At 53.8% G+C, this 17,941-nt stretch carries 18 protein-coding genes; 7 read left to right on the top strand and 11 right to left on the bottom strand.

The window, feature by feature from the left end:
• Positions 1 to 404 precede the first annotated feature (404 nt).
• The 6 genes from BLO43_RS06630 to BLO43_RS06605 form a co-directional block, all read right to left on the bottom strand.
• Positions 405 to 1,439 carry a septal ring lytic transglycosylase RlpA family protein gene (locus tag BLO43_RS06630; RefSeq protein ID WP_090906396.1) on the bottom strand — a complete coding sequence of 345 codons (1,035 nt, stop codon included), beginning with the start codon at positions 1,437 to 1,439 and terminating at the stop codon, positions 405 to 407.
• A 79-nt stretch (positions 1,440 to 1,518) separates the two neighbouring features.
• Positions 1,519 to 2,619 carry a rod shape-determining protein RodA gene (gene rodA / locus BLO43_RS06625; protein WP_074630885.1) on the bottom strand — a complete coding sequence of 367 codons (1,101 nt, stop codon included), beginning with the start codon at positions 2,617 to 2,619 and terminating at the stop codon, positions 1,519 to 1,521.
• Positions 2,612 to 4,519, bottom strand: coding sequence for a penicillin-binding protein 2 (mrdA, locus tag BLO43_RS06620; protein ID WP_090906395.1), 1,908 nt, complete (start codon positions 4,517 to 4,519; stop codon positions 2,612 to 2,614). The genes rodA and mrdA overlap by 8 nt, the downstream gene beginning before the upstream one ends.
• Positions 4,516 to 5,037, bottom strand: a complete 522-nt coding sequence (mreD, locus tag BLO43_RS06615) for a rod shape-determining protein MreD (protein ID WP_090906394.1) — start codon at positions 5,035 to 5,037, stop codon at positions 4,516 to 4,518. Before mreD ends, mrdA begins: the two co-directional genes overlap by 4 nt.
• Complete coding sequence (gene mreC, locus BLO43_RS06610; protein ID WP_090906393.1) at positions 5,024 to 5,932, bottom strand: rod shape-determining protein MreC; 909 nt, start codon at positions 5,930 to 5,932, stop codon at positions 5,024 to 5,026. The genes mreD and mreC overlap by 14 nt, the downstream gene beginning before the upstream one ends.
• A gap of 73 nt (positions 5,933 to 6,005) precedes the next feature.
• Positions 6,006 to 7,064 (bottom strand): rod shape-determining protein, encoded by a 1,059-nt coding sequence (locus BLO43_RS06605; RefSeq protein ID WP_004176601.1) that lies wholly within the window; start codon positions 7,062 to 7,064, stop codon positions 6,006 to 6,008.
• Between the two features lie 112 nt (positions 7,065 to 7,176).
• Here BLO43_RS06605 and gatC point away from each other — a divergent pair, with 112 nt between their 5' ends.
• The 3 genes from gatC to gatB all read left to right on the top strand — a co-directional run bounded on the left by gatC (position 7,177) and on the right by gatB (position 10,626).
• Positions 7,177 to 7,464 (top strand): Asp-tRNA(Asn)/Glu-tRNA(Gln) amidotransferase subunit GatC, encoded by a 288-nt coding sequence (gene gatC / locus BLO43_RS06600; RefSeq protein WP_090906392.1) that lies wholly within the window; start codon positions 7,177 to 7,179, stop codon positions 7,462 to 7,464.
• Between the two features lie 124 nt (positions 7,465 to 7,588).
• Positions 7,589 to 9,043: an Asp-tRNA(Asn)/Glu-tRNA(Gln) amidotransferase subunit GatA gene (gene gatA / locus BLO43_RS06595; protein WP_090906391.1), complete on the top strand. Its 1,455-nt coding sequence runs from the start codon at positions 7,589 to 7,591 to the stop codon at positions 9,041 to 9,043.
• A 101-nt stretch (positions 9,044 to 9,144) separates the two neighbouring features.
• On the top strand, positions 9,145 to 10,626 hold the full coding sequence (gene gatB / locus BLO43_RS06590; RefSeq protein WP_090906390.1) for an Asp-tRNA(Asn)/Glu-tRNA(Gln) amidotransferase subunit GatB: 1,482 nt from the start codon (positions 9,145 to 9,147) through the stop codon (positions 10,624 to 10,626).
• Positions 10,627 to 10,711: 85 nt separating this feature from the next.
• Here gatB and BLO43_RS06585 read toward each other — a convergent pair whose 3' ends face one another.
• A complete protein-coding gene (locus tag BLO43_RS06585; protein ID WP_090906389.1) occupies positions 10,712 to 11,452 on the bottom strand; it encodes a pteridine reductase in 741 nt (246 codons plus the stop codon).
• 64 nt (positions 11,453 to 11,516) lie between these two features.
• Between BLO43_RS06585 and BLO43_RS06580 the strand changes: the two genes are divergently transcribed.
• Together BLO43_RS06580 and BLO43_RS06575 are read left to right on the top strand one after the other, a co-directional pair.
• Positions 11,517 to 12,728: a class I SAM-dependent methyltransferase gene (locus tag BLO43_RS06580; RefSeq protein ID WP_090906388.1), complete on the top strand. Its 1,212-nt coding sequence runs from the start codon at positions 11,517 to 11,519 to the stop codon at positions 12,726 to 12,728.
• A 152-nt stretch (positions 12,729 to 12,880) separates the two neighbouring features.
• Entirely contained in the window at positions 12,881 to 13,315 is a 435-nt protein-coding gene (locus BLO43_RS06575) for a CBS domain-containing protein (protein WP_090906387.1), read from the top strand.
• 48 nt (positions 13,316 to 13,363) lie between these two features.
• On the opposite strand, the gene BLO43_RS06570 is transcribed toward BLO43_RS06575, so the two are convergent.
• A complete protein-coding gene (locus tag BLO43_RS06570) occupies positions 13,364 to 13,933 on the bottom strand; it encodes a TMEM165/GDT1 family protein (protein WP_217628041.1) in 570 nt (189 codons plus the stop codon).
• 261 nt (positions 13,934 to 14,194) lie between these two features.
• On the opposite strand from BLO43_RS06570, the gene BLO43_RS06565 reads away from it, so the two are divergent.
• Positions 14,195 to 15,577 (top strand): (Fe-S)-binding protein, encoded by a 1,383-nt coding sequence (locus BLO43_RS06565; RefSeq protein ID WP_090906386.1) that lies wholly within the window; start codon positions 14,195 to 14,197, stop codon positions 15,575 to 15,577.
• A 20-nt stretch (positions 15,578 to 15,597) separates the two neighbouring features.
• Positions 15,598 to 16,224 carry a 2-polyprenyl-3-methyl-6-methoxy-1,4-benzoquinone monooxygenase gene (coq7, locus tag BLO43_RS06560; protein ID WP_074630896.1) on the top strand — a complete coding sequence of 209 codons (627 nt, stop codon included), beginning with the start codon at positions 15,598 to 15,600 and terminating at the stop codon, positions 16,222 to 16,224.
• A 9-nt stretch (positions 16,225 to 16,233) separates the two neighbouring features.
• Here the strand turns inward: coq7 and BLO43_RS06555 are convergent, their stop codons facing one another.
• The 3 genes from BLO43_RS06555 to BLO43_RS06545 all read right to left on the bottom strand — a co-directional run bounded on the left by BLO43_RS06555 (position 16,234) and on the right by BLO43_RS06545 (position 17,939).
• Positions 16,234 to 16,650, bottom strand: coding sequence for an OsmC family protein (locus BLO43_RS06555; protein ID WP_074630897.1), 417 nt, complete (start codon positions 16,648 to 16,650; stop codon positions 16,234 to 16,236).
• A 65-nt stretch (positions 16,651 to 16,715) separates the two neighbouring features.
• Positions 16,716 to 17,474, bottom strand: coding sequence for a YdcF family protein (locus BLO43_RS06550; RefSeq protein WP_090906385.1), 759 nt, complete (start codon positions 17,472 to 17,474; stop codon positions 16,716 to 16,718).
• A gap of 153 nt (positions 17,475 to 17,627) precedes the next feature.
• On the bottom strand, positions 17,628 to 17,939 hold the full coding sequence (locus BLO43_RS06545; protein ID WP_074630899.1) for a c-type cytochrome: 312 nt from the start codon (positions 17,937 to 17,939) through the stop codon (positions 17,628 to 17,630).
• Positions 17,940 to 17,941: the final 2 nt, after the last annotated feature.

Raw genomic sequence — 17,941 nt, 5'->3', positions numbered from 1 at the left:
ACGGAATCTGCTTTTATATCAAAGTCAATGCAACATCAATTACACCCTGCTATTCGTTGGCAGGAACTGAGGAGCCAATAATTATTATTAAAGAAGACTTCTTCTAAAAAATCAAGGTTGGTGCAAATTCTATCGTTTCATCTATCGCATAAGTTCCTGGTGCCGATAATGTGGAGAACTGCCTTCCTTCGGATCCATCATGATTATGTCGTGCAGGCCAATAGACCGGATCGATCTTATTGTTCCGGGGTGTTGTCTATAGTCGGGGTGAGTCCTATCCAATCCAGGTTGACTATATTCGAGCGGCTCAGCGCACGTGCGGGTTGAATGATGCGAAGAATGTAAGGGCGGATAGATTTATGTTTCGGGGTGGCTCATGAAACAGATGAGTCGCACATGGGAATTTATCGTACCAGCAGCATCGGTTTGATGGAAAGCGCCTGGGCGATTTTATCGGCCGCCTGCCTGGCTAGCAGTTGATCAGAATAAGGGCCGGCATGGACTTTGAACAAGCCATCTTTCGCAATGATGCCCAGTATGTTGGTCAAGGAAGGAAGCTCTGCGCGCATGTGCGCGAGGAAATTATCCGCATTATCGTAAGCGCTGAATGCGCCCAATTGCAGATAGATCCCGCTTGCATCGTTAGTGGCAGCGCCTGGGGCGGTATCGGAAGCAGATATCTCCTCATAGGCGGGTACGGGGCTTGCTCCCGGTAGATCGGGTTTGGTTTCGCTATTTCGTCTCTCTGTAACAAATGAAAGTTGAGGAGATGTTTTCTCCCGAACAGTGACCGGTACCAGCGCATCAGCGGGTGCTGGCGTAATCCGCGCAATGGATTCCGTGTTGGGAAGGATGCTTTCCACTTCCACCCAGGCGCTACCACCATCCAGCACGCCGAGTTTGTGAGCCGCAGTATAGGAAAGATCGATCAGGCGATCAGAATGAAACGGTCCACGGTCATTGATGCGCACGATCACGGATTTTCCGCTCTGGATGTTGGTGACGCGGGCGTAGCTGGGTAACGGCAACGTGGGGTGAGCGGCAGTCATGGTGTACATATCGTAGACTTCGCCGGATGCTGTTTTCTGTCCGTGGTAACGGCGGCCATACCAGGACGCCACCCCGCGTTTCCGGTACGATTCCCGGGTGGTCATCGGCGTGTAGGATTTCCCCAGTGCCACGTAAGGCCGCATGTTGGCTGGGCGCAGAGGTTCATCCCGCGGAATGGCGTCGGGAATGGAAGCCAGGTCGGCTGGTGGATTGTCGCCGGGGCCGTCATCCAGATAATAACCGCCCTTTCTTGCCGCAACACCCGGTTTTGCCGAGGTGGCGGAAGGTGTTTTTTCCACGGTATCACGTTTCAAGGCACTGCTGCAGCCCGCAATGAAAACGATCATGGCTACCGCGATAATCCTCAAAATCTGTTCTTGACCCGTCATTTTTTTGCTTTGATTCTTTAAATCCGGCGGACTGCCAGAATAGTGAACGACACGCTTCTTGATCCCGAATCGCTATTCCTCACGTTTTCACCAGCTTAGGATGCGTCTGTATGCTCATCAAAATACCAAATCCCAGTAACATTGTCACCATTGACGTGCCGCCGTAGCTGATCAGCGGCAGCGGTACGCCCACCACGGGCAGAATACCGATAACCATCCCGATATTGACGAAAATATACGTGAAGAAAGTCAGCGTGATCGAGCCGGCGATAAGACGCGTAAACTGGGTCGGGGCATTGGCGGCAATAATCATGCCGCGCCCTATTACCAATAGATATAGCAGCAACAGCAATGAATTACCGATCAGGCCGAATTCCTCCGAGAATACCGCGAAGATGAAATCGGTACTTTTCTCGGGGAGAAAATCGAGATGGGTCTGAGTTCCGTTCTGCCAGCCTTTGCCAAGGACACCCCCGGATCCTATGGCAATGGTGGACTGGATGGTATGGTAGCCGGCTCCCAGCGCATCCTGCGTCGGATCGAGCAGTGTCATGACACGCCGGCGCTGGTAATCGTGCATCATTGACCAAAGGATTGGCAGACTCCCGGCGCCGGCGATCACCAGGGCGGCCATAATGCGCCACGACAACCCGGTCAGGAACAGAACGTAGAAACCGCTGGAGGCGATCAGCAATGCGGTACCCAGATCTGGTTGACGCATGATCATCACGACCGGGATCAGCAGCAGCAACGTAGCGACCGCGTAATCCCTCAGCCGCAGGGTGGCTTCATGTTTGTCAAAATACCACGCCATCATCAGCGGCACCGCTATTTTCATCAATTCGGAAGGCTGGATACGCGTCACACCAATGTTCAGCCAGCGCCGCGCACCGTTGTTGATTTCACCGAATAGCGCCACGCCAAGCAACAGGAAAAGACCGGCTATGTATATCGGGAGAGCGATACGCATGATATGCTGCAACGGAATATTCGCGATCAGCCACATGATGCCAAGCGCCACCAGCATGTTGATCGCCTGATTAGTGACGCGACTCAGGTTCGCGTCGGTGGCGCTATACAGCGTGGCGAGGCCAGTCAGCATCAGCAGCAGAATCCCGCTCAGCAAGAAACCATCCACATAGCGCGTGAGGTAGTGCCATAAGCGCAATGGCTTAATCATGCGCGCCTTCCTCATCTTCGGGAATGGTCTTTGCCGCGGCTTCTTCCGGCAACTTGCCGAGCAGATGGTAATCCATTACCAGCCTGGCGACTGGTGCGGCGGTAGCGCCGCCGTGACCGCCGTTTTCCACCAGCACCGCCAGCGCTATTCTGGGGTTTTCCGTGGGCGCGTAGGCAACGAACAGCGCATGGTCGCGATGGCGTTCCTGAACCTTGCTTTCCACATATTTCTCCCCTTGTTTCATGCCGACCACTTGCGATGTACCCGTCTTCCCCGCAAAGGTATAGGCGGCATCCGCGCCGGCGAGTGCCGCGGTGCCACCGGGCCGGGTCACCGCTATCAGCGCGTTTTGAACGTGCGTCAGATTAGCGGGATTGAGGTTGAGGGTGTATAGAGGTTGCGTGACGATTTCCCGGACCTCTCCATTCTTGTTATTGTGAACCTGCTTTACCAGATGAGGACGGAAGGCGGTACCCTTGCTGGCGAGGATCGCAGTCGCGAAAGCCAGTTGCAGGGGGGTGGTCAGATTGTAGCCTTGGCCGATACCTACGGAAATAGTGTCACCCGCGTACCATTTCTGCTTGTATCGTTTCATTTTCCATTCTTGCGAGGGCAATAGTCCACTGGCTTCGCCATCGATATCGATCCCGGTTTTCTTCCCGAGCCCGAACTGACCGGTAAAATTGAAAATGTTGTCTATACCGAGGTCATTGGCAAGTCCGTAATAATAGGTGTCACACGACACGACCAGAGATTTGTGCAGATCCACATAGCCATGGCCACCCGCCTTCCAGTCACGGAAGCGGTGGGTGCTGCCAGGCAGGCTGAAGTATCCGGGATCACTGATTCCTTGCTGGGGTGTGCGTTTCTTCAGCTCCAGGCCGGCCAGCGCCATGAATGGCTTGAACGTGGAACCTGGGGGATACAATCCGCGCAAAGCCCGGTTGTTCAGCGGCCTGTCGATGGAGTTATTCAGTAAATCCCAGTTCTCGGAGTCGATACCATCGACAAACAGATTGGGATCGAAGCCCGGCTTGCTGACGAACGCCAGTACATCGCCAGTGGCGGGATCAATCGCTACCAGCGCGCCGCGCCGGTTTCCAAATGCTTTTTCCGCAACTTCCTGCAACTTGATATCGAGCGATAACGTCAGATTATTGCCCGAGATTGGCGGGGTACGGGATATTACCCTTATTACCCGGCCAGCCGCGTCGGTTTCCATTTCCTCGAAGCCGGTAATACCGTGCAGTTCCTTCTCGTAGCTTTGTTCGATGCCGATTTTGCCCATATACAGCGAGCCGCGATAGTTAGCCAGATTTTCGTTAGCCTCCAGTTGCTCCAGATTTTTGTCGTTGATGCGGCCAATATAACCCACCACATGTGACGCAATTTCCCCTTTTGGATACTGGCGGAACAAGCGCGCTTTAATTTCCACTCCCGGAAAACGATAGCGGTTGGCGGCGAAGCGCGCGACTTCCACATCCGATAAACGAGTCCGAATGGGCAGGCTTTCAAACCGCTTGCTTTCGTCCATCAGTTTCTTGAACCGCTTGCGGTCTCTCGCTGCTATCTCGATTACGGTGGATAGTTCATTGATAAGAACTTCCAGATCGGTCACCTTGCTTGGCACGATCTCGAGCGTATAGGCTGAGTAGTTATGTGCTAATACCTCGCCATTACGGTCGAAAATCAACCCCCTGTTAGGGACGATAGGTGCGATGGATATCCGGTTGGCTTCCGCCAGAGTGTGATAGTGGTCGCGCTGCGATACCTGCAAGTAAAAGAATCGGGAAAATAGCAGAAGGAACAGCAGCAGCACGAACACGGCGCCAATGGCAAGCCGTACCCGGAAATGATGCAGTTCACGGGGGTGATTACGAAGCTCTACCGTTCGCTTCATAACATATTGGAATCAGACTTGGGCCTCTGGGGTATTCTCAATAACGAGGAGAGCAGCGGCCACAATGCGGTGCCGGTAGCGCTGGCAAGAAAAAAATTCCAACCGGGAAAATCCGCCCCATCCAGTAGCCAGGTCAGAAGCATGACAGATTGCCCCATGAGCAATATCAGGCCCATCTGGGGGGCCTGCTTCAGCAGACCAAAATTATACAAGCGCCGCTGGAATAGCAACGCGGCAAAAGCCATGATGCTGTATGCCAGGGCATGCTGGCCGAGTGTCCCGGCATTGCCGATATCCATTAACAGGCCCATGCCAAAAGCGGTACTCATGCCAACCCGCTGCGGTTGATTGATACACCAGTAAAGTATCGTCAGTGCGGTAAAATCAGGCCATAGCGTCAGTAGTGCATCCTTGAGCGGTAACAGATTCAGCAGCAGCGCTGCTATCAAGCTGAGGAAGATGAATGAGCCTTTGACAGGCCGCAGAATTTCCTGCCTGGGATGGTCAGCGAATGCCAACTTTTTCCCTCTTCTTGCCCTCGAGTTTGGGCTTGGTTTCGAATACGTCCACCGGATTTTCCATAGCGGGTGTCATCGCAGACAATATCAGTAGTTGCCGGTGACGGCCCACTCCAGCGGCGGGTGTGCAGATAACACGTGCAAAGATATAAGTCGGATTGCGCTCGATTTTTGATACTACCGCCACGGGAAGACCGGGCGGATAAACACCATCTATACCGGAAGTCACCAGCATATCGCCCTCTTCGATATCGGTGTTGACCGCTACATAACGCAGTTCCAGCGTTCCATCCTTGCCTGTGCCGGATACCACCGAGCGTAAGCCGTTACGGACGATCTGCACCGGGACTGAGTGATCCTTATCGGTAATGAGCGTGACTTCGGACAACCATGGAGAGTTGCGAGTAATCTGTCCCACCACGCCTGCATCGTCCACCACTACCTGGCCTGGCTGAATACCGCTCTGACTGCCTTTATCAAGTATGACCTTGCGGTTGAATGGATCGCGCGGGACGTGCAGAATTTCAGCCATGACAGCTTTACTTTCCATACGTTGTGCGGCTTCCAGCAGTTTACGCAGCTGTGTGTTCTCGGCCTCCAGTGCCTGTAGTTGCTGGAGTTGTCCACGGTCGGCAAGGTACCGCTGCTTGAGATATTCGTTTTCGTCTGTCAGATGCTGACTGACGAAAAATTCCGTGCCCGTGTCATAGATTGTTGCGGGTACATTGGCCAGTTTTTGTAATGGATAAATCACTACGCTGAACGCCTGGCGAATTTCGGAGAGATATTTAAACCGGGTATCAGCTGCCATCAGCAGCAAGGACAGCAATACAAAAAACCCCAGTCGAGCCAGCAAACTGGGGCCTTGCCTGAAAAACTGCGGGGCCGTTTCCATTACGTCTCAGTTTCGGGGGTTCCCAAATACAGAGTGCATTCTGCCAGGGGTTGAGGGGGATGCGCCAACCCATTTAATCACTGGCAAATATACCGACCAAATGGTCCATATTCTCCAGCGCGACACCCGATCCGCGCACGACGCAGGTAAGCGGGTCTTCCGCAATGATTACCGACAAGCCGGTTTCTTCCATCAGCAGGCGATCGATATCACGCAGCAATGCGCCACCGCCGGTTAGTACCATGCCTTTTTCGGCGATGTCCGCTCCGAGTTCGGGCAGCGTGTGTTCCAGCGCGGATTTGACTGCACTGACGATACTATTCAGGGGATCAGTCAGTGCTTCAAGGATTTCGTTGCTGGAAATGGCAAAGCTGCGTGGAATCCCTTCCGCAAGATTGCGTCCCTTGACCTCCATTTCACGTACTTCCGATCCTGGGAAGGCGGAGCCAATCTCTTTTTTGATCAATTCGGCGGTGACTTCACCGATCAGCATGCCATAGTTGCGGCGAATGTAATTGATAATAGCCTCGTCGAACTTGTCGCCTCCAACGCGTACCGAGTTCGAATAAACGATGCCGCCGAGTGATATCACACCCACTTCCGTAGTGCCGCCGCCAATATCGACCACCATCGAGCCGGTGGCCTCCTCGACCGGCAAGTTGGCACCGATAGCGGCAGCCATCGGTTCTTCGATCAATTCCACCTTGCGCGCACCGGCACCATAAGCCGCTTCGCGGATGGCGCGGCGCTCCACTTGGGTGGAGCCGAAAGGAACGCAAATGACAATGCGTGGATTGGCGGAAAACAGTCGAGGCGGGTTTACCTTCTTGATAAAGTGCTTCAGCATCTGTTCGGTAACGGTGAAATCGGCAATTACGCCATCCTTCATGGGGCGGATCGCAGTGATATTGCCGGGTGTGCGTCCCAGCATCTGCTTGGCCGCCAGTCCTACCTGCTGAATTATTTTCTTGCCGTTGGGACCGCCATCCTGACGTATTGCTACCACCGAGGGCTCGTTGAGCACGATGCCCTGACCACGAACGTAAATCAGGGTATTGGCGGTACCCAGATCAATCGCCATGTCAGTAGAAAAATAGCCCTTCAGTATGTTGTTGTTTATAAAATTAAGCATGTAAACGAAATCCGTTGGAGATGACAGTGATAAAAAGCGCGCGAAAAGAATGCGTCGGTCAGGTCGGCTATGATACTCTATTAGCTATTTGAATATAAGGGTTTTGGCGGTAATGTCACTGTCTCTGGATGATGTAAAACGCGTCGCAAACTTGGCCCGCATTGAGGTGAGTGAGGATGAGGCACGTACTGCGCTGGCGCAATTATCGGATATCTTCGGTCTGATCCAGGAAATGCAGGCAGTGAATACGTCTGCGATAAAACCTGTGTCTCACGCTCAGGATGTTATGCAGCGCCTCCGCGCGGATGTGGTGACTGAGATCGATCAGCGTGAATTGTTTCAATCAATAGCGCCCAAGGTCGAGGCAGGGCTTTACCTGGTGCCGAAAGTCATCGAGTGATTCTGAACAAGTCTCCGGGATTGCCAGCGACCGCGCTTCACGGAGGATTTATTCGGAGGCCCTTTTAGCATACCCCGGAACCCTCCTGTCATCTTTCCATGATCTGCTTCGTTCCAAAAATACCATGTTGAACTTCGGTCTTACGCAACTTTCCGCCTTGCTTGCGGCAAAAAAAATTTCCAGCGCTGAACTGACCGCCGAGTTTCTTGGGCGCTCGAAGTCACTGAATCCGGACTACAACGCTTTCATTACGATCGATGAAGAGACAAGCCTTGCCCAGGCACGAGCCGCCGATGCCATGATCGCGGCCGGTCAGGCGCACCCATTGACCGGCATTCCTATCGCCCAGAAGGATATTTTCTGTACCAAGGGATGGGTGACCACCTGTGGATCGAAGATGCTGTCGAACTTTATTTCGCCTTACGATGCTCATGTGATCGAGCGTTTCAATGCGGCCGGGGCGGTAAATATCGGCAAAACCAATATGGATGAGTTCGCCATGGGGTCGAGCAACGAAACTTCCTTTTATGGGCCGGTAAAAAATCCATGGGACATTACGGCTGTACCGGGTGGCAGTTCGGGGGGTTCCGCCTGTGCGGTCTCCGCGCGCATGGCTCCCGCCGCGACCGGTACCGATACGGGCGGCTCGATCCGTCAGCCGGCAGCGCTATGCGGAATTTCAGGCATCAAGCCCACTTACGGACTAGTATCGCGCTACGGCATGATCGCGTTTGCTTCCAGCCTCGACCAGGGTGGGCCAATGGCGAAATCAGCGGAAGATCTGGCATTGATGCTGAACGTCATGGCAGGATTCGATGCGCGTGATTCAACCAGCCTACAGCGTGAACCCGAAGACTACGCGCGCGATCTGGAAAAGCCGCTGGAGGGCCTGCGTATCGGTCTGCCGAAGGAATACTTCGTCAAGGAAATAAACGATGACGTGGCGCGTGCTGTGGAAGCGGCTATCGCGGAATACCGCAAACTGGGTGCCAAAACGGTGGAAGTGTCGCTGCCCGCCACGAAACTTTCAGTGCCAGTTTATTACGTATTGGCCCCGGCGGAGGCGTCGAGTAACCTCTCTCGTTTCGACGGCGTGCGTTACGGTTACCGCGCTCCGGAATATATCGACCTCGACGACATGTACCGTAAAAGCCGCGCCCAGGGTTTCGGCGCGGAAGTGAAGCGCCGCATTCTGATTGGCACTTACGTGCTATCGCACGGGTATTACGACGCATACTACATTCAGGCACAGAAACTGCGCCGTCTGATCGCACAGGATTTTATCGAGGCATTCAAACAATGCGACATTATCATGGGGCCGACTTCACCCACGGTCGCGTTCAATCTGGGAGAGAAAAGCAGCGATCCGGTACAAATGTATTTGTCCGATGCCTACACCATCGCGGTTAACCTCGCCGGGTTGCCGGCCATGTCCATTCCTGCGGGTTTTGGCAACAAAAACAGGCCGGTGGGATTGCATATTATCGGTAATTATTTTGCGGAAGCGCAAATGCTGAATGTGGCTCATCAATACCAGCGGGCAACCGACTGGCATATTCGGATGCCCATTCCGCTATAGGCTTGATCTGTCACCCCAGACCCCGCGAATAATCCGATGATTGTTCCAGTTTTCTCCGGGTGTCGGGGTTAGAGTTGTTGGATAAGAAAAGGATACTCGCAATGCAATGGGAAATCGTTGTCGGTCTTGAAGTGCATACCCAGCTCTCGACCCAATCAAAAATATTCTCCGGCGCCTCGACTGAATTTGGCGCGGCGCCCAACACCGAGGCTTGCGCGGTCGATCTCGCGTTGCCGGGTGTGCTGCCGGTATTGAATCGCGGCGCGGTGGAGCGGGCGATCAAACTGGGCCTGGCGGTGGGTGGCAAAATCAATTCACCCTCAATTTTTGCCCGGAAGAATTATTTCTATCCCGATTTGCCCAAAGGCTACCAGATCAGCCAGTATGAACTGCCGGTGGTTGAAGGCGGCAGTGTCACGATTCAATCTGGCGAGGTTGAAAGAGTCATTCGTCTCACCCGTGCGCATCTGGAAGAGGATGCGGGCAAGTCACTCCATGAGGATTTTCATGGCATGACCGGCATCGATCTGAACCGTGCCGGTACACCCCTGCTGGAGATCGTTTCCGAGCCGGATATGCGCAGCAGCGCGGAAGCGGTGGTGTATGCCAAAACACTGCATTCGCTGGTGCGCTGGATCGGCATCTGCGACGGCAACATGCAGGAAGGGTCGTTCCGGTGCGATGCCAATGTATCCGTTCGTCCCCAGGGATCGGACAAACTCGGCACCCGCTGCGAGATAAAAAACCTCAACTCGTTCCGGTTTCTTGAGAAAGCGATTGATTACGAGGCCAGACGTCAAGTCGAAATCCTTGAAGATGGCGGAACTATACAACAGCAAACCCGGCTCTACGATTCGGATAAGGATGAAACCCGTGCCATGCGCAGCAAGGAAGACGCGCAGGATTACCGTTACTTCCCTGATCCGGATTTGTTGCCACTGGAGATCGGGGAAGACTGGATTGCGGAAGTGCGGCGTGAGTTACCCGAATTGCCGCAGCAAATGCGAGCCCGCCTTGAGCGTGACTATGGACTTTCCATCTATGACGCGGCGACTCTGACCGGTGATCGAGAAATTGCGGAGTACTACCAAGCGGTTATCGAAAAGCTCCCTTCCGACCCTAAGCTTTGCGCAAACTGGGTAATGGGCGATATCTCCGCCTATCTGAATGACGAAGGAAAATTTTTTGATAGTTGCCCGCTATCTCCGGAGCAACTTGCACAGCTTCTGGCGCGTATCAAGGATGGCACTATCTCCGGTAAGATTGCGAAGGAGGTATTCAAACAGATGTGGGTCAAGGTGAGCGCGCAACCGGTGACCTGGAAGCGCCGCGATCCGGGGTTGGGTACGAATCTCGCCGACCAGATCATCGAATCGCAGGGCTTGAAGCAGATCTCCGACTCAGGCGAACTGGAAAAATTGGTCGGCGAAGTGATCGCCGCGAATACGAAATCCGTCGAAGAATTCAAAGCCGGCAAGGAGAAAGCCTTTAATGCCTTGGTTGGCCAGATAATGAAGGCCGCCAAAGGCAAGGCCAATCCGGCACAGGTGAATGAGATACTGAAGAAAAAGTTGATGGAATGAAGTGTAGGCCAGGGTAAACATTGACATTCTTTCGTTACCCCAACCTCACCCTATTTTATTTTCATTTTAGCATTCACGGTTCTGACTATAAATTCACGCTGCGTCCACCATCCACCGCGATGATCTGACCGGTGATATACGGTGCATCGGCAATCAGGAAAGCCACCGTTCTGGCGATGTCATCGGGTTCGCCTGTGCGTTTCAGGAGCGTCCTCTCGATAATATGCTCGCGTGCTGCTTCCTCCTTCCATTCGCCATTTTCCGGCCACAGAATGGGACCGGGTGAGATGCCGTTTACGCGGATTTCCGGCCCCAGCTCCTGGGCCAGTGATCGGGTAAGCGCCGCTAGGCCGCCTTTGGCGGCGTTGTATACCACGTATCTTTTCAGCGGCCACTCTGCGTGGATATCGACGATATTGACGATGCAGCCATGCTGTTTTCTGAGTTCTGGCGCTGCTGCCTGAGACAGGAACAGAGGGGCCTTCAGGTTGCTGCCGATGAGGTCGTCCCACATCTTTTCCGTGATTTCTCCCAGCGGTGTGGGGAAAAAACTGGAGGCATTATTGACCAGGGCATCGAGTTTTCCAAAATGAGTCACGGTTTCGTCAATGAGGCCGGGTAGCCGCGCGATATCGAGCAGATCGGCTTGCGCCAGTGCCACCGAGCCGGGACGGATTTGATTCAGTTCAGCCTGCAATGCCTGTGCTTCTCCCGCTGATGTCCGATAATGCACGAGCAGATCAGCGCCCCGCGCGTGCAGCCTGCGGCAGGTCGCGGCACCTACCCGCTTAGCTCCGCCGGTGATGAGTATCACTTTTCCTTGCATCGGTATCTCCCCTACACTTGTCCCTGTACACTTGCGCAACAATCATTAATTTAACACAGCGCCAATGCAGCCACTACCGCCACTACCTGTTCCGAGCGAAGCAGCCCTTCAGCATAGCCGCGCCGTAAAGGAACTCATTGATGCTGAGCTTACTGTCGCTGGGGGCTGGATTTCGTTTGCACATTATATGAAGTTGGCGTTATACGCGCCGGGATTGGGTTACTACAGCGGCGGCGCAGCTAAGTTCGGCCAGGAAGGGGATTTTGTTACCGCGCCGGAAATCTCACCGCTGTTCGGCCGGGCGGTGGCACGACAGGCAGTGCAAGTGCTGGAACTCGCGGATGGCGGTGGCGATATTCTGGAATTCGGAGCAGGTACCGGCAAGCTCGCGCTCGATTTGCTGCTCGAGCTGGAAAGACTTGGTCGCTTGCCAAGGCTGTATTTTATTCTTGAGGTCAGTGCGGAGCTGCAACAGCGGCAACGTCAATTATTTGAACGATACGCGCCACATCTCTTGTTGCGGGTTGTATGGCTGAAACGTTTGCCTGCCAAGTTTAATGGGCTGATACTGGCCAATGAGGTCCTTGATGCAATGCCGGTACATCTGGTGGCGTGGCGCAATGCCGGTCTATTCGAGCGCGGTGTGACGTCGAGTGTACCGAGTGGCGATGAATTCAGGTGGAGCGAACGCCCGCTCGGGGAAGGAGAGCTTTTCGAGGCTGCGCGCGAATTGACTCCCAGGATTGCATCCGGCAACGGCAATATCGGCGACGATGTGGATGAATACGTCAGCGAAATCAGTTTAGCCACACGGGGGTTTATGGCCAGCCTCGCGAATATTTTGGAGCGGGGAGCCATAGTGCTGATCGACTACGGTTTCGGGCGCGGCGAGTACTACCATCCCCAGCGCAGCCATGGAACACTGATGTGCCATTATCGTCACCACGCGCATGACAATCCATTTTATCTGCCGGGCTCGCAGGACATTACCAGTCATGTGGACTTCAGCGCCATTGCCGAAGCGGGTACGAACGCCGGATTGGATCTGCTGGGTTATACCACTCAGGCATATTTCCTTATCAACTGCGGGGTAACCGAAATTCTGGCGCGAATGCCGGCGGAGAACGTAAAAGAGTATTTGCCGGCGGCAAATCAGCTACAAAAGCTGGTGAGTCCCGCTGAAATGGGTGAACTTTTCAAGGCCATTGCTTTCGGCAAGAATATTTCTCAACCACTTTTCGGATTTACCCGGGGCGATAAAAGCCGCCTATTGTAAAAATATAGCAGGTGCCATTGCGATGTGAATAATGCTTTCCTGGGTACGCCCAAGGGGACAAGTGCCCAAGTCTTATCTTTGCCGTGTTATGATTGAATGAGCTTGATCAGCCGATTTTAGGATACTTTAAACTGAAGCGTGGGGAATGGCGCATGGCGACTGTAAGGCAATTACTGCAAGGCAAGGGATACGAGGTTGCGAGCATCGAGCCGGATAAATCGGTGTACGACGCGATGCAATTGATGGCTGCCAAGAACATTGGTGCATTGCTGGTGCTGGAGAATCGAAAATTAGCCGGTATTTTTACTGAAAGAGATTATTCGCGTAAGGCATATCTGCTGGATAAATCCGCGAAGGACATTCGGGTAAAGGAACTGATGACTGCACAGGTGGCGTACGTAAACCCCGACTATACGGCCGAGGATTGCATGGCATTGGTCACGGAGATGCGGGTACGCCACTTGCCGGTACTCGAAAACAACGAAGTGGTCGGCATTGTTTCCATCGGCGATCTGGTCAAGGACGCGATTTCGGGGCAGGAATTCATCATCGACCAGCTCGAACGTTATATCCACGGGATCCGCTAACTGAAATAAGCTCCGCTATCAATGTTCGCGGCTCATGATTTGGCACTATCAATAAGGTCCCGCGCCGCCAGACAGCGACCAGATGCCCATCAGCAAGAATGAGGCCGCCGCGAACCATCGTACCCACTTCATGTTGATACGGTCAGCAAGCGCCTCGCCGATCCAGACAGCGGGCGCGTTGGCGAGCATCATGCCGAGTGTGGTTCCCAGTACGACCGCCGTCAGCGCATCATAGCGCGCTGCCAGTGCCACCGTCGCAAACTGTGTCTTGTCTCCCATTTCCGCCACGAAGAAAGCGACCAGCGTGGTAACGAACACACCGGCACTGAAAATGCGCGGATTTTCATCGAGCGTGTCGGGCTTCAGCGCCCACAAACCGAAACCGATGAACGACAGTCCGACGATCCAGTTGAGCGATTGCGGAGAGATCAGGCTTGCCAGCCAGGCGCCGATGGAAGCCGCCAACGCGTGATTAAGCAAAGTGGCAACGAAAATACCCGCCATGATGGGATAAGGTCGCCGTAGTTTGGCAGCCAGAACAAATGAAAGAAGCTGGGTCTTGTCGCCGATTTCGGCAAGAGCAACCAGCAGGGTGGAGGTAAAAAAGGCTTCCAAGATTGAAGGTGCGGAGAGAAGAACGGTCGGGGAATTGTAGCGCGATTCTGCTGTCACATATCGTTCCTTGGTTCAATAAGTGATTCAAATGATCGATATTGCATGCCCATAAGTTGTCCGATGATGATATCGGATCTATTCTGTACCTTGATTCCGCGATGCCGGTGAAGAGTCCCTTTGTCTTTGCAGGTGTTAGGGGGTAGACTCTTCGAATGTGCTGCGGTTCTAACAAAAGTGGGTCTACGATCGTTCTGTTCAGCGGAGATGATCATCAAGCCTTCTGATCTTCCACCTGATTTTTCTGCCGATACACTCATCGCTGAAGCTAATCGCTGCGTCGCATGCGGGCTTTGTCTGCCGCATTGTCCGACGTACCGTATCACACAGTCTGAAGCTGACTCGCCCCGCGGACGCATTGCCCTGATGAGCGGTGTCGCCAGCAATCGCATTCCGATGAATGCGCGCTTTGTTTTGCACATAGACCGCTGCCTTACCTGCCGCGCTTGCGAGGCGGTGTGCCCGAACCACGTCAGCTACGGGAAACTGGTGGACGGAACCCGCGCCATGATTTCGTCATCATCCCCCGATCTTCCAAGCGAGAAAACGGCGACGCGAAAATCCCGGTTTCGGCGATGGGTGGAGAATGAAATACTCGCCAAATCCAGCCGTCTGGACGCATTGCGCCCGCTCCTGCGTTTTTATGAAAGATCAGGTTTGCAAAAGATCGTTCGAAGATCCGGCGTGCTTGGAAAAACAAGGCTCGCCGTGTTGGAGGGGCAATTGCCGCCCGTCGGCACACCTTGCTCCTTATCCGGTAGAGGCGGCGTGGCCAATACATGGCAAGCCGTTTATCCCGCAATCGGGAATCCGCGCGGCGAAGTCGGGCTGTTTCTCGGCTGTGTCGCGCGGTTGACGGATGTTGCAACGCTCAATTCGACAATATTCGTGCTTAACCATTTGGGCTACACAGTCCATGTCCCCTCCACGCAGACATGTTGCGGTGCCTTGCATCAACATGGCGGGGACAGGCAAGCGGCAACGCAACTGGCGCGACAGAATATGAGGGCTTTTGAGGGACTGGGACTGAATTTGCGCGCAATCATCAGCACTGCGTCGGGTTGCGGCGTGCAATTGACGGAATACCCTTCTCATAATCCATCAGAGACGCCGCAACAGTCGATTCTTCAATCATTGCATGCGGAAGAGGAAGCCGGGAAATTTTCCGCTAAAATCATGGATATCAGTGCATTTCTGGCAAAAGCGGAGGGATGGGGCAACATAAAGCCCCAGCCATTGCCGCATAAAATCGCGGTGCATGAGCCATGCAGTCTGCGCAATGTCTTGCGCGGTTCGGCACATCCCTATGCGTTGCTGGCGCGCATTCCGGACGCGCAGATTACTCCACTGGCGGGAAACGATCAGTGCTGCGGTGCGGCGGGAACCTATTTTCTGGATCAGGCAGAGATGGCGCAGGTGTTGCTGCGTGATAAAATAACCATGCTGGATGCAAGCGGCGCGCGTTACCTTGCCACATCCAATGTGGGTTGCGCCATGCACATTGCCAGCGCGTTGCGTGAGGCAGGCTCGCAGATCGAGGTGCTGCATCCGGTAACACTGCTGGCACGGCAGATGGGTATGCCAACATAATCTACGTTTACTGGGAAATTATGCCGAATCTGGATAAATTCATCATCGGTTTCGATCATGCACTGCGCACATTGTTGACGCCTGCGCAAACATTGCGTCCGGTTCCAGGGACTGAGTTACCGGAGGTGGGGCTGAGCGATTCAGAGAAAAGTGAATCCACCGCACTGATGCGCGTCAACCATGTCGGTGAAATTTGCGCACAAGCGCTATATCAGGGACAGGCGCTTACCGCGCGTAACGCGGAGGTGCAGCACACTCTGAAGCAATCAGCGCGTGAGGAAGTCGAGCATCTTGCCTGGACCGAGCGGCGCATCGCAGAACTGAATGGGCGCAAGAGTCTCCTGAATCCCCTGTGGTACAGCGGATCATTCGCCATTGGCGCATTTGCGGGCATGCTGGGTGACAAATGGAATCTGGGTTTTCTCGCGGAGACCGAACGCCAGGTAGAAGTCCATCTGGCAGGGCATTTGAAGCGCTTGCCGCATCACGACGAGAAAAGCCGTGCTATCGTCGCACAGATGCAGGTGGATGAAGCCGGGCATGCTACAGCCGCCATGTCCCATGGCGGCGTGGAATTACCCATGCCCGTGAAGCTGGCGATGAAGCTGGGATCAAAAGTCATGACAAAAACCGCATATTGGGTTTGACGAAAGATTTCATGCCTCCACGATTTTGAAGTCGTGGGTTAATTCTGCCGTTTTCCCCAGCATGATCGAGGCTGAGCAATATTTTTCCGCAGAGAGTTTAATTGCCCGTTCCACTTGTTCGGGCTTCAGTTGCTTTCCGGTCACGATAAAATGAAAATGAATGCGGGTGAATACCTTGGGCTCTTCCGGTGCCCGTTCCGCTTCGATTTCCACCACGCAATCGCTGATATCCTGACGGCTTTTTTTAAGAATCAATACCACGTCAAAAGCTGCACAACCGCCGGTTCCCATCAGCAACATTTCCATAGGGCGTGGCCCCCGATTCTTACCGCCCGCTTCCGGCGGCCCGTCCATCAGCACACTGTGGCCGCTGCCGGACTCACCCAGAAAGCTCATTCCTTCCTTCCATTCGATGCGTGCTTTCATGCTATCCCTTTCCGAAGAGTCCAAAAATGTTATTTTAATCCGGTTCGGGCAGATAGAGAATGACATCACGAAGTGGTGGGGGCCGGGCTCAGTCGATACCACCACATTCCAATGACTTCATGCAAGAACAGCCAACTCTTTTGCAGTGCGCCAGCGGTGGGAATGAATGAGAAGACATCCGTCCTATATCGTGTGGTGTATGCAGTGGCAGCGGGAACAACCTTAAATCCGGCCTGTTCGAACTCTCTGGATGCTCTCGGCATGTGCCAGGCGTGAGTGACTAGCGCGATATGGCTGATCCCATCCTTTTTGAGTATTGCAAAGCTCCTGTAAGCATTCTCACGGGTGTTGCGCGAGTCCCCTTCCATCCATTTAACCGGAACCCCAAATTCCTTTTCGAGCACCGCCTTCATTTGCGCTGCCTCAGACGAATTGCTCCCGAGGGGAGATCCGCCTGCCGCCAGCATAGGCTTACCCGTGAGCCGATACAGTCGCGCGGCATAACGGATGCGCTCCAGGCCGAGCCGGTTCACGGTGCTACCGTCATATTCTGGCGCGTTGAAATAGGTACCCGCACCTAGCACTACAATAGCCTGAATGCTATCGAGGGAATGGAGTGTAGACGGAGTCTCCAGCTTTTGCAGTGCGGTTTCAGCGACAAATGGAGTGGATAGCAGATAAAGCAGAGTCAGCGCGAACATCACCAAGAGCTTGCCCGTTCTCGGGTGGCGCTTGAGAAGCAAAACCCCTATCGCCCCCAACAGGATAAGATTTAATGGAGGAAGCAGAAATGCACTTACCAGGTTAGTCGTGAACCAGCCCATGATTAATTGGTGAACAAGAGCTCATCTCCAGTTATTGATGTAGCATAGGTACGCGCGATATTTACATCGCTCTTTCCCTAGACTACTCTGCGATGGAGAAATAAAAAAGCCGGCGCATTGATGCGCCGGCTTTTTCCATAAACAAAATCCGGTTTACTTGAGGGATAGAATAAACGATACCAGGGTTTTGATATTGGCGTCACTGACATTGGAATTCGGTGGCATCGCAATTGGTCCCCATACGCCCGTGCTGCCTTTCTTCACTTTCTCTTCCAACTTGGCTTGGGCACCTGCGTCATCCTTATACTTGGCCGCGATATCCTTTAATGCGGGCCCGACCAGTTTTTTGTCAACTGTGTGACAGTTCATGCAACCGCTGGCTTTCGCCAAGTCCGCGTTCGCTTGCGCGGTACCCACCATCAGCAGGGCTGATGCCGCAACCACTCCCATCCAGGCAGCTTTCATGC

Origin of the sequence: Nitrosospira sp. Nsp13 (assembly GCF_900101945.1) — a bacterium.
GTDB lineage: Bacteria > Pseudomonadota > Gammaproteobacteria > Burkholderiales > Nitrosomonadaceae > Nitrosospira > Nitrosospira multiformis_D.
Note: the sequence above shows the minus strand (reverse complement) of the source record. Positions and strands in the feature narration are given on the sequence as shown.